This window comes from Rubritepida flocculans DSM 14296 (assembly GCF_000425365.1).
Classification (GTDB): Bacteria; Pseudomonadota; Alphaproteobacteria; order Acetobacterales; family Acetobacteraceae; genus Roseococcus; species Roseococcus flocculans.
Map to the genome: position 1 here is coordinate 1 of NZ_AUDH01000047.1, position 10,767 is coordinate 10,767.

15 protein-coding genes are annotated in these 10,767 nt (G+C 72.1%); 8 read left to right on the top strand and 7 right to left on the bottom strand.

Annotated elements, in window-relative coordinates; translation table 11 throughout:
* Nucleotides 1-317: OmpA family protein (locus H596_RS22375; RefSeq protein ID WP_037301993.1), on the top strand; the 317-nt coding region annotated here is incomplete at its 5' end.
* Nucleotides 318-599: 282 nt separating this feature from the next.
* Here H596_RS22375 and H596_RS22380 read toward each other — a convergent pair.
* The 3 genes from H596_RS22380 to H596_RS0118095 form a co-directional block, all read right to left on the bottom strand.
* Nucleotides 600-1,208 carry a hypothetical protein gene (locus H596_RS22380; protein ID WP_051213386.1) on the bottom strand — a complete coding sequence of 203 codons (609 nt, stop codon included), beginning with the start codon at nucleotides 1,206-1,208 and terminating at the stop codon, nucleotides 600-602.
* A 102-nt stretch (nucleotides 1,209-1,310) separates the two neighbouring features.
* Nucleotides 1,311-1,874, bottom strand: a complete 564-nt coding sequence (locus H596_RS22385) for a COQ9 family protein (protein ID WP_051213388.1) — start codon at nucleotides 1,872-1,874, stop codon at nucleotides 1,311-1,313.
* The gene (locus H596_RS0118095) at nucleotides 1,874-2,371 is read right to left on the bottom strand and encodes a peptide deformylase (RefSeq protein ID WP_027286065.1); all 498 of its coding nucleotides are present in this window, start codon (nucleotides 2,369-2,371) and stop codon (nucleotides 1,874-1,876) included. Before H596_RS0118095 ends, H596_RS22385 begins: the two co-directional genes overlap by 1 nt.
* Before the next feature lie 180 nt (nucleotides 2,372-2,551).
* Between H596_RS0118095 and rpsU the strand changes: the two genes are divergently transcribed.
* Complete coding sequence (gene rpsU, locus H596_RS0118100; RefSeq protein ID WP_027286066.1) at nucleotides 2,552-2,755, top strand: 30S ribosomal protein S21; 204 nt, start codon at nucleotides 2,552-2,554, stop codon at nucleotides 2,753-2,755.
* Nucleotides 2,756-2,867: 112 nt separating this feature from the next.
* On the opposite strand, the gene typA is transcribed toward rpsU, so the two are convergent.
* Both typA and H596_RS0118110 read right to left on the bottom strand, forming a co-directional pair.
* Nucleotides 2,868-4,715, bottom strand: a complete 1,848-nt coding sequence (gene typA, locus H596_RS0118105) for a translational GTPase TypA (RefSeq protein ID WP_027286067.1) — start codon at nucleotides 4,713-4,715, stop codon at nucleotides 2,868-2,870.
* Nucleotides 4,716-4,874: 159 nt separating this feature from the next.
* Entirely contained in the window at nucleotides 4,875-5,501 is a 627-nt protein-coding gene (locus H596_RS0118110; RefSeq protein WP_027286068.1) for a YjbF family lipoprotein, read from the bottom strand.
* Between the two features lie 82 nt (nucleotides 5,502-5,583).
* On the opposite strand from H596_RS0118110, the gene proB reads away from it, so the two are divergent.
* The 4 genes from proB (at nucleotide 5,584) to H596_RS22390 (ending at nucleotide 8,362) form a co-directional block, all read left to right on the top strand.
* Nucleotides 5,584-6,702 carry a glutamate 5-kinase gene (gene proB, locus H596_RS0118115; RefSeq protein ID WP_156910185.1) on the top strand — a complete coding sequence of 373 codons (1,119 nt, stop codon included), beginning with the start codon at nucleotides 5,584-5,586 and terminating at the stop codon, nucleotides 6,700-6,702.
* A gap of 3 nt (nucleotides 6,703-6,705) precedes the next feature.
* Nucleotides 6,706-7,497 (top strand): undecaprenyl-diphosphate phosphatase, encoded by a 792-nt coding sequence (locus H596_RS0118120; RefSeq protein ID WP_027286070.1) that lies wholly within the window; start codon nucleotides 6,706-6,708, stop codon nucleotides 7,495-7,497.
* An 83-nt stretch (nucleotides 7,498-7,580) separates the two neighbouring features.
* Nucleotides 7,581-7,919: an STAS domain-containing protein gene (locus H596_RS0118125; RefSeq protein WP_027286071.1), complete on the top strand. Its 339-nt coding sequence runs from the start codon at nucleotides 7,581-7,583 to the stop codon at nucleotides 7,917-7,919.
* An 8-nt stretch (nucleotides 7,920-7,927) separates the two neighbouring features.
* Complete coding sequence (locus H596_RS22390) at nucleotides 7,928-8,362, top strand: ATP-binding protein (protein ID WP_051213390.1); 435 nt, start codon at nucleotides 7,928-7,930, stop codon at nucleotides 8,360-8,362.
* 26 nt (nucleotides 8,363-8,388) lie between these two features.
* Here the strand turns inward: H596_RS22390 and yajC are convergent, their stop codons facing one another.
* Entirely contained in the window at nucleotides 8,389-8,724 is a 336-nt protein-coding gene (gene yajC, locus H596_RS0118135) for a preprotein translocase subunit YajC (protein ID WP_027286072.1), read from the bottom strand.
* A gap of 112 nt (nucleotides 8,725-8,836) precedes the next feature.
* Between yajC and H596_RS0118140 the strand changes: the two genes are divergently transcribed.
* Nucleotides 8,837-9,679 carry an ATP-binding protein gene (locus H596_RS0118140; RefSeq protein WP_027286073.1) on the top strand — a complete coding sequence of 281 codons (843 nt, stop codon included), beginning with the start codon at nucleotides 8,837-8,839 and terminating at the stop codon, nucleotides 9,677-9,679.
* A complete protein-coding gene (locus tag H596_RS0118145) occupies nucleotides 9,676-10,281 on the top strand; it encodes a pyridoxamine 5'-phosphate oxidase family protein (protein WP_027286074.1) in 606 nt (201 codons plus the stop codon). The genes H596_RS0118140 and H596_RS0118145 overlap by 4 nt, the downstream gene beginning before the upstream one ends.
* 144 nt (nucleotides 10,282-10,425) lie before the next feature.
* On the opposite strand, the gene H596_RS0118150 is transcribed toward H596_RS0118145, so the two are convergent.
* Nucleotides 10,426-10,767: transposase (locus H596_RS0118150; protein ID WP_027286075.1), on the bottom strand; the 342-nt coding region annotated here is incomplete at its 5' end.

Genomic DNA, 10,767 nt, shown 5'->3' on the forward strand with positions numbered 1-10,767 from the left:
TGGTCTTCTTCGACTGGGACCGCGCCGACCTGACGGACCGCGCGCGCCAGATCATCGCCGAGGCGGCGAACAACGCCCGCACGGTGGGGTCCACGCGCATCGAGGTGTCGGGCCACGCGGACCGCACGGGCTCGGCGGCCTACAACCAGCGCCTGTCGGTGCGCCGCGCCGAGGCGGTGGCGGCGGAGCTGGTGCGCCGCGGCATCCAGCGCAACCAGATCACGGTGCAGGGCTTCGGCTTCGACCGCCCGCTGGTGCCGACGGCCATGGGCGTGCGCGAGCCGCAGAACCGCCGCGTGGAGATCGTCCTGCGCTGAGGCGCAGGGCCTCTCCCGAGGTCCGGACCAAGAGAAGGGGCGCCGAGAGGCGCCCCTTTTTCATGCGTCGCGGCAAGGGGAGGTTCGCCTCATACCGGCGGCCGCTGCTTCTGACCCCTGCGAAAGCGGTGCGGTCGCTGGTATGCCTTTGTCCTGGCGCGCAGCCGCCACACACCAACCCTGCGCGCGCGATACGTCCCAGCGTGACACCGCCCGTATCCGCTTCCCCAAAAAAGAAGGGCGGCCCAAGGGCCGCCCTCGCCGAATCGCGAACGGAATGCGTCAGCGCGTCGCGCTGGCCGGCTGAGCCTGCTGGCTGGCCTGGCGCTGGGGTTGCGCGTTCGCCTGGCGCTGCGGCTGCGCCTGCGGGTTGGACGGGCGCTGCGGCTGCGACTGGGTGCGCGCTTGGGTCGTGCCCTGCTGCCGCTGCGGGGTGGCCGGACAGGGCTCCGCACCCAGCGGCTGCGGGATTTGCCGCTGCACCGCCAGATTCGCCAGCTCCTCGCGCGTGTTCGCCTGCATCGCCATCTGGAAGAGCGGCGCCTGCTCCCGGCAGAAGAAGCTGCCGCGCGTGATGCCCGCCTGCATCTGCGAGTTGGCGAGATTCGTGATGTAGAGATCGAGCTGACGCTGGTGCTGCGCCCCATGCACCCGCCGGTGGTAGCTGGTGACGCCGCGCTGGGCGTTGTTCAGCTCGTTCATGTGGCGGCGCACGAAGTTGTTGTAGTCGTCCTGCTGCTGGCAGGTCAGGGCCACCACCATGAGCTGGCTCTGCAGCGCCCGCACGTCGAAGGCGGTCTTTTCGGCCGGCTGCAGACAGGCGGCGATGGCCGCCCCCGGCCCGATGAGCGCGGCGGCGACGCCCGCCAGAAGTGCAGTCTTGCGCGTCATGGCGCCAAATCCCCCGATGATTCCCCGCCGATTCGTCTGCGCTGCCGGCGCACGGATCGGCCCGATGGGAGGCTTTACACGGAACCGGCCCGGGCGCGAAGCCTAAACCTCGACGGGCTGAGGCTTCGGTTTCGGCAGCGCCGCCAAGCGCCTGTCCAGAAAGGCCAAGGCCTCCTCGAGATCGCCGCCGCCGGGCCGCAGCCAATAGGCCAGAGTGGCGGCGTAGATGGCGCCCAGCGTGGCCCGGCGCGTGTACCAGGAGAAATCGGCCGAGCGGTCTCCCGCCGCGTACCAGAGGGCGGAGGCGGTCTCGGCCGTCAGGCGCGCCGCCAGCGGCAGGTTCCAGGGCAGGGCCAGCAGCGCCATGGCGCCGCGCACGGCCTCGCGATGCGGCTCCACCTCGCGCAGCCGCAGCTCCACCACGCGGCGGATGCGCGCGGGGGTGCGCAGGCCGGAGAAATCCTCCCGCTCCGCCGCGTCCTGCATCCGCCGGTCGGCGAGGCGCGACCAGGCGGCGATGGCGCCGGTGACGCCGCGGGGGAAGGCGCTCGGCAGAAGTTCCGGCGGCTCGCCCGCCTCGATCAGCGCGCGGCGCAGCGTTTCGCAGCTCCAGCCGCGGATGTCGGCGAGGCGCACGGCGGCGTCGATCAGCGCGTCCTCGGTCATCACGGCTGCTCCTGCGCGCGGGCGAGTTCCTCGGCGAAGCCCAGCATCGAAAGATCCTCCATGCGCATCAGATAGAAGATGCCGTCCAGATGGTCATTCTCGTGCTGCAGCACACGGGCGGCCAGCCCCTCGGCGACACCCTCCACCCTTTCGCCGTTCTGGTCGAGGCCGCGCCAGGCCATGCGGGTGAAGCGCGGCACCTGGCCGCGCAGCCCGGGAATGGAGAGGCAGCCCTCCCAGCCCAGCGCCTGCTCCGGGCCGAGCGGGGCGAGTTCGGGGTTGAACAGGGCGCGCAGCGTTTCGCCGTCGCGCCAGAGGAAGAGGCGCAGCGACTCGTGCACCTGGGGCGCGGCGAGGCCGATGCCCCCCGCGTCGAGCAGCGTCTCGGCCATGTCCCGCACAAGGCGGCGCATGTCTGGGGCGGTGGGGTCGGGCACGGGCGCGGCCCTGCCCAGCAGCACCGGGTGGCCCATGCGGGCGATCTTCAGGATGGCCATGCGCGGTGCTCCCCCTCGCCACGAGATCGGCGCCCCGCAAGATCGGCCATGCGCGCGCGCGACGAAAGGGCTTCACGGGGCCCGCCTGGCTGTGTTACATGACCATCACGGGCTGACGCGTTGCGCGCCAGTCCCTTTCCTATTTTCTCGCCTCAACCGGCCAGCAGGAGAATTGCCCGCGTGCAAGTCGTCGTCCGCGACAACAACGTCGATCAGGCGCTGAAGGCGCTCAAGAAGAAGCTGCAGCGCGAGGGCGTGTTCCGCGAGATGAAGCTTCGCCGCCACTACGAGAAGCCCTCGGAGCGCCGTGCGCGCGAGGCGGCGGAGGCGGTGCGCCGCGCCCGCAAGGTGGAGCGCAAGCGGATCGAGCGCGAGGGGTTCTGACCCTTCCCTCCCCGGCTCAAGGCCGGGGCGGACGCCCAGAGCACAGCGGCCCGGAGGAAGCTCCTCCGGGCCGCTTTTGCTATGTCGCGAAGCCGGGCCACGACGCCGCGCCTCAAGCGGCCGCCTCGCCCTTCACCGGCAGCCCGTCGGCGCGGCGCTGCGCCTTCTTGCGCTCATGCGGATCAAGGTGGCGCTTGCGCAGCCGCACGGCCGAGGGCGTCACCTCCACCAGCTCATCGTCCTCGATGTAGGCGATGGCCTGCTCCAGCGACATCTTGCGCGGCGGCGTCAGCAGCAGCGCATCGTCCTTGCCGGCGGCGCGGATGTTGGTGAGCTTCTTCTCCTTGACCGGGTTCACCTCCAGGTCGTCGTCGCGCGAGTTCTCGCCGATGATCATGCCGACATAGACCTTGGCCCCGGGCTCCACGAAGAGCGCGCCGCGCTCCTGCAGCGAGAACAGCGCGTATTGCGTCGTCTCGCCGTCCACGTTGGAGATCAGGCTGCCGTTGCGCCGCCCCTCGATGGGCCCCGCCCAGGGGCGGTAGCCGAGGAAGAGCCGGTTCATGATGCCGGTGCCGCGCGTGTCCGTCAGGAACTCAGAGTGATAGCCGATCAGGCCGCGCGAGGGCATGTGGAAGGTCAGCCGCGTCTTGCCGCCGCCGGAGGGGCGCATGTCCTGCATCTGCCCCTTGCGCAGCGACATCTTCTCGACAACCACGCCCGAATACTGCTCGTCCACGTCCACGAGCACCTCCTCGAAGGGCTCCTCGCGGGCGCCCGTCTCGGGGTTCTCGCGCGTCAGCACGCGGGGGCGGCCGATGGTCAGCTCGAAGCCCTCGCGGCGCATCGTCTCGATCAGCACGCCGAGCTGCAGCTCGCCCCGGCCGGCCACCTCGAAGGCGTCCGTCTCCTCGCTGTCCTTCACGCGGATGGCGACATTGCCCTCCGCCTCGCGGAAGAGCCGGTCGCGGATCTGGCGCGAGGTGACCTTCTTGCCCTCGCGCCCGCCCAGCGGGCCGTCGTTCACGCGGAAGGTCATGGCGAGGGTGGGCGGATCCACCGGCACGGACGGCAGGGGGGCGGCCACCTCGGGCGCGCAGATCGTATCGGGGATGGTGGTCTCGGACAGGCCCGCGATGGCGATGATGTCGCCCGCCACCGCCTCCTCGACCGGCACGCGCTCGAGGCCGCGGAAGGAGAGCAGCTTGGTCAGCCGGCCCGTCTCCACCTGCCGGCCGTCGGCGCGCAGCACCTTCACCGGCATGTTGAGCCTCGCCACGCCCTGCTCGATGCGGCCCGTCAGGATGCGGCCGAGGAAGTTGTCGTATTCCAGGATGGCCGCGTTCATGGCGAAGGGCAGCGCCGCGTCCACCGCCGGTTCCGGCACATGGCGCAGGATGAGGTCGAAGAGCGGATTCAGGTTCTCGCGCGGGGCCTCCATGCTCTCGGCCGCCCAGCCCTGGCGGCCGGAGGCGAAGAGCATGGGGAAGTCGAGCTGCTCGTCGCTCGCGCCGAGATTGGCGAAGAGGTCGAACACCTCGTCGTGCACCTCGTGCGGGCGGGCGTCCTGGCGGTCCACCTTGTTCACCACGACGATGGGGCGCAGCCCGCGCGCCAGCGCCTTGCCCAGCACGAACTTGGTCTGCGGCAGCACGCCCTCGGCCGCGTCCACCAGCAGGATCGCGCCGTCCACCATGGAGAGGATGCGCTCCACCTCGCCGCCGAAATCGGCGTGGCCGGGCGTGTCCACGATGTTGAGCTTCACGCCCAGCCACTCCACCGCCGTGCACTTGGCGAGGATGGTGATGCCGCGCTCGCGCTCCAGGTCGTTGCGGTCCAGCGCGCGCTCGGCCACCTGCTGGTTCTCGCGGAAGCTGCCCGCCTGCTTGAGGAGCTGGTCCACCAGCGTGGTCTTCCCATGGTCCACATGGGCGATGATCGCGAGGTTGCGCAGCGGCATGGGTGGCAGGCTCCGGGCAGGGGCGAGCCCGGGCGCGGCGCGTCCGGGCGCGAATGGCGTTGGCGTGTTGGCTGTTCCCGCCGCCACATAGGGGTTGGGCGCGGAAAAGGCGAGGGGAAAGGCGCCCCCGGTCCCGCATGGCGGCATGATGCGGCCGGGCTACTCCGTGAAGTCGAGCCGCATCGGCCTGAGCCCCGGGCCCACCCACTGCTCGGCCTGGACCACCTGGCCGGAGGCCTCGTCCACCCAGAACAGGTTGGTCACGGGCGAAAGGCCGGTGACGCGGCAGCGTTCCTCCACCAGGATCACCGCCTCCTGGTCGGTGCGCGCGGCGCGCAGCCGGCAGTCGAAGGCGAGCCCGAAGCGCATGGAGGCCGGGTCGCGCGCCGCGCCGGAGAGGTCCACCAGCCGCCGCGCCTCGGCGCTGCGCTCGAGCAGCGCCCGGGGGTCGGCGAGGGGATCGGGCCCGTCGAAACGGGTGGCCATGATCATGGTGGGCAGGCCGGAGCTCGCCACCACCCGCCCGCCATCGGTCGCCACCACCACCCCGCCGGGCGCGCGCCAGAGCCGGCGCTGGCCCTGGGTGTGGATGAGGGCGGCGGTGGCCTCCCGCCGCCCGAGGCCGAGGCGCAGCGTGGCCGTGCCCTCGACCTCGGCGCTCTCGGCCTCGGCGATGGCGAGGCGATCCGGCTCGCCGCCGCCGAGCAGGGCGCGGGTGAAGTCGCCCGCCCCGAGATTGCCGCAGGCGGCGAGGAGAAGCGGGAGGAGCAGGGCGGCGGCGCGCATGGCCGCCCATCCTACCGCGCAGGCGGGAAGGGAGGCGAGCGGCTGGACGGCGCGGCGCAAAACCCGCATGTGCCGTGGCCGCATGTCGCCGCTCGCCTCCGCCCGCCGCCTCGTCGTGAAGATCGGCTCCGCCCTGCTCGTCGAGGAGAGCAGCGCGAGCCCGCGCGCCGCATGGCTCGCCACCGTGGCGGCGGACATCGCGGCCCTGCGCGCCAGGGGGGTGGAGGTGATCGTCGTCTCCTCCGGCGCGGTCGCGCTCGCGCGCCGCGCGCTCGGGCTGACGGGGCGCGCGCTGCGGCTGGAGCAGAAGCAGGCCGCCGCCGCGGTGGGGCAGATCCGCCTGGCCGGCGCCTGGGAGGCGGCGCTGGCCGCCGAGGGGCTGCGCGCCGCCCAGCTCCTGCTCACGCTCGAGGACAGCGAGGACCGCCGCCGCTACCTCAACGCCCGCGCCACGCTGGGCACGCTGCTCGAGCTGGGCTGCGTGCCGGTGATCAACGAGAACGACACGGTGGCCACCGCCGAAATCCGCTTCGGCGACAATGACCGCCTGGCCGCCCGCGTGGCGGAGATGGTGCAGGCGGATGCGCTCATCCTGTTCTCCGACATCGACGGCCTCTACACCGCCGATCCGCGCAAGAATCCCGCCGCGCGCCACCTGCCGCTGGTGGACCGCGTGACCGACGAGATCATGGCCATGGGAGGGGAGCCGCCGCCGGGCTATTCCTCCGGCGGCATGCGCACCAAGCTCATCGCCGCGCGCATCGCCACCGGGGCGGGCTGCGCGATGGCCATCGCCAAGGGCTACACGGACCACCCGCTGCGCGCGCTGGAGCAGGGGGCGCGCTGCACCTGGTTCCTGCCCGCCCCCGAGGGGCGCAGCGCGCGCAAGCAGTGGATCGCGGGCAGCCTCGCGCCGCTCGGCACGCTCACGGTCGATGCGGGCGCGGCCCGGGCGCTGCGCCGCGGCTCCTCCCTGCTGCCGGCCGGGGTGCGCGCCGTACAGGGCGAATTCTCGCGCGGGGACCCGCTCTCGGTGCGCGACGAGGCGGGGCGGGAGCTGGCGCGCGGCCTCTCGGCCTATGACGCGGCCGATGCGCGGCGCATCGCCGGCCATCGCAGCGACGAGATCGAGGCCATCCTCGGCTGGCGCGGGCGCGACGAGATCATCCACCGCGACGACCTCGCGCTGCTCGGGGACTAGACGATGTTCGACGCCTTCCTGATGGGCGTGGTGGAGGGGCTGACGGAGTTCCTCCCCATCTCCTCCACCGGGCACCTCATCCTGCTCGGCCACCTCATCGGCTTCGAGGGGCCGCCGGGCAAGGTGTTCGAGATCAGCATCCAGCTCGGCGCCATCCTGGCCGTGATCGTCGCCTTCCGCGCGCGGCTTCTGGCGCTGGCGCGCGGCTTCTGGAAGCGCGGCACGCCCGAGTTCGTCTATGCGAGCAACATCGGCCTCGCCTTCCTGCCGGCCATGCTGATCGGCGCCACGCTGCATGGCCCCATCACGGCGCTGCTGTTCAACCCCTGGGTGGTGAGCGTCGCGCTGATCCTGGGCGGCGTCGCCATCATCGCCATCGAGCGGCGCGTCACCGAGCCCACCATGCGCAGCGTGGAGCAGATCAACCCGATCGCCGCCGTCATCATCGGCTTCGGCCAGGCGCTGGCGATGATCCCGGGCACCTCGCGCTCGGGCGCGACCATCATCACCGCGCTGCTCTGCGGCGTGGACCGGCGCACGGCGGCGGAGTTCAGCTTCATCCTCGCCATCCCGACCATGCTCGCCGCCACCGTCTATTCGCTGTGGAAGGCGCGGGCCGGGCTCTCCCTCGACGGGCTGGCGCAGATCGGCCTGGGCTTCGCCTCGGCCTTCGTGGTGGCGCTGGTGACGGTGCGCCTCGTCATGGCCTTCATCGCGCGCATCGGCTTCACGCCCTTCGGCTGGTATCGCATCGCGCTCGGAACGGCGATGCTGGCGGCGCTGGCGCTGGCGTGAGGGACGTCACGGAACCGTCACTTTCTGGTCGCGCGGGGCGGCTCTAGACCAGGGGCGGCCTGCGGGAACAGAGAGGAACGCGCGTGCACATCTCCTTCGACACACTGCCTTCCGGGGCCACCGTCATCACGCTGAAGGGCCGCATGGACGTGGCGGGCGCGGGCGCCATCGACGTGCGCTTCGCCGCCGTCACCGCCGCCAACCGCGCGGTCATCGTGGACATGGCGGAGGTGGAGTACATCGCCTCCATGGGGCTGCGCACCCTGATCATGGCGGCCAAGTCCGCCGCCTCGAAACGCGGCAGGATGGTGATCGCGCGCCCCTCCGAAATGGTGGCCACCGTCATCGCCACCGCCGGCGTCGAGAGCCTGCTGCCGATGGTGGAGACGCTGGAGGAGGGCGAGGTCTTCGTCCTCGCCTGAGGCGCCGCATGCGGCGCTTCGCCACCGAACTGCCCGCGGAACTGGCGCGCGCGGCCGATCTGGCCGCCTTCCTGGAGGAGGCCGCGGCGGCGCTCGGTCTCTCTCGCGCGCGGCGCGACGCCATCCAGCTCTGCGGCGAGGAGATCTTCGTCAACATCGCCCTGCACGGCGCGGCGAGCGGGCCGGTGCGGGTGGCCATCGCGCTGCAGGGCGATGGGGCGACCCAGACGCTCGTCCTCGACGACGATGCGCCCGCCTTCGACCCCACCGCCGTGGCCGAGCCCCCGGAAGCGGCCTCGCTGGAAGAGGCGAGGGCGGGCGGGCGCGGCCTTCTGCTGGTGCGCCGCTTCAGCGCGGCGCAGCGCTATGCGCGGGTGGGGGGGCGCAACCGGCTCGAACTCCTCTTCGGGCCGGCGGCTCCGGGCGCGCGGGGAGAGGCTTGATGCGGGCGGCGTGACCGCCGGCCGCATCAGCCCTTGGCGTCGTTCGCCACCTCGGGGCGGATGACGCTGCTGATCGTGCCGCGCACCACGGTGACACGGACATTGGGCGCGATCTCGACCTCCATCTCGTCCGAGCCCTCCTTCACCGACTTCACCTCGGCCACGATGCCGCCGGCGGTGATCACGCGGTCGCCGCGCTTGAGGCTGGCGAGCATCGCGCGGTGCTCCTTCATCTTCTTCTGCTGCGGGCGGATCAGCAGGAAATAGAACACCACGAAGATGAGGACGAGCGGCAGAAGCTGCATGACGATGGCGCCGGCGCCGGCCTCGGCGCCCTGCGCATAGGCGGGGGAGATGAACATGGGGCCTCGCTGGGTGGGAGATCGGCGCGCAACCTACCGGGCGGCACCCCTGCGTCAACCGGGCCTGCAGGGCCCCCTTGCGCCCCTCCGGCCCCGGGGCTTGAAGGCCGGCATGGACGCCGAACTGCTCGCCCGCATCGCCGCCGCCCTGGAGCGGCTCGCCCCCCCCCCCGCGCCCCCGCCGAGCCTGGAGGGGGCCGACGCCTTCGTCTGGCACCCGCCGGCGCGGCTCGATCCCGTCCCGCGCGTCAGCCGCGTGGAGATCGGGCTGCTCAAGGGGGTGGACCGGCAGAAGGACATCCTGCTCGAGAACACGCTGCGCTTCGCCCGCGGCCTGCCGGCGAACAACGCCATGCTCTGGGGCGCGCGCGGCATGGGCAAATCCTCGCTGGTGAAGGCCACCCACGCCGAGGCCAACGCCCAGCACCCGGGCAGCCTCGCCCTCATCGAAATCCATCGCGAGGACATCCGCACCCTGCCCGAGCTGCTGAACATCCTGCGCGCGCAGGCGCGGCGCTGCCTCGTCTTCTGCGACGACCTCTCCTTCGAGCGCGAGGACGCGGACTACAAGGCGCTGAAGAGCGTGCTGGATGGCGGCATCGAGGGGCGGCCGACGAATGTGCTGTTCTACGCCACCTCCAACCGCCGCCACCTGATGCCGCGCGACATGATCGAGAACGAGCGCAGCACCGCCATCAACCCCGCCGAGGCGGTGGAGGAGAAGGTGAGCCTCTCCGACCGCTTCGGCCTCTGGATCGGCTTCCACAACTGCGACCAGGACACCTTCTTCGCCATGGTGGAGGGCTACGCGGCGGCCTTCTCCCTGCCGGTGACGCGGGAGGAGCTGCACAAGGCCGCCGTCGAGTGGTCGGTCACGCGCGGCGGGCGGTCGGGGCGCGTGGCCTGGCAGTTCATCCAGGACATGGCGGGGCGGCTCGGGGTGCGCGTGGCGTGAGGTTCCTCGGCAGCCTCGAGGAGCTGCACGCGCTCTACGGCGCGCCCGGCCCCGCGGCGCTGCGCAAGGAGGCGCCGCGCATCACGCCCGAATACCGCCGCATCATCGAGGCTGCGCCCTTCCTCGCGCTGGCCACCGCCGGGCCCGAGGGGCTCGACTGCTCGCCGCGCGGCGACAGGCCGGGAGAGCTGGTGCGGATCCTGGACGAGACGACGCTGGCGCTGCCCGACCGGCGCGGCAATGACCGCATCGACAGCCTGCGCAACATCCTCCGCGACCCGCGCGTGGCGCTGATGTTCCTCATCCCGGGCAGCGGCAACGCGCTGCGCGTGAACGGGCGCGCGCGCATCACCGCCGATGCCGCGTTCTGCGCGAGCTTCGCCGTGGAGGGAAAGCCGCCGCGCAGCGTCGCCGTCATCGCCGTCGAGACGATCTATTTCCAGTGCGCGCGCGCCGTGCTGCGCGCCAGGCTCTGGGAACCCCATGCCGCGCCCGACCTGCCCACGCCCGGGCAAATCCTCGCCGCCATGACGGCGGGCGAGGTCGGGGGCCCGCGCTACGACGCCGAGTGGCCCGAGCGCGCGGCGAGGACGATGTGGTGATACGGTCGGCGGCCACGCCGGCCGTATCGCGCGCGCCGGGTCGCCACCACCCCACGCGGCGAGTCGCGTTGGGGGCCTGTGGGGCGGGGGCGGGCCAGGACAAAGGCATACCAGCGGCCGCGCCGACTCTTTATACGCGCGGCATCAGAACCTGACCTGCGCGTAGGCGCGTGAGGCGATGCTGGTGATGCGCTCGGGCTGATCGGCGAGCCAGTTCCAGGCGCCGCAGCAGGCGTCGACGATGGTGTCGTCGCTGTCGAACACGCGGTTGCTGAGCTTGTTGGAGCGCAGGAAGGCCCAGATGTTCTCGACCGGGTTCAACTCGGGCGCGTAGGGCGGCAGCAGCAGCGGCGTGACGTTGGCGGGCAGCTTCGGATCGGGCCCGCGCTGGTGCCAGCCCGCGCCGTCCATGACGACCACCGCATGCGCGCCGGGCGCGACCTGCCCGCTGATTTCGGCGAGGTGCAGGCTCATGGTCTGCTGCTT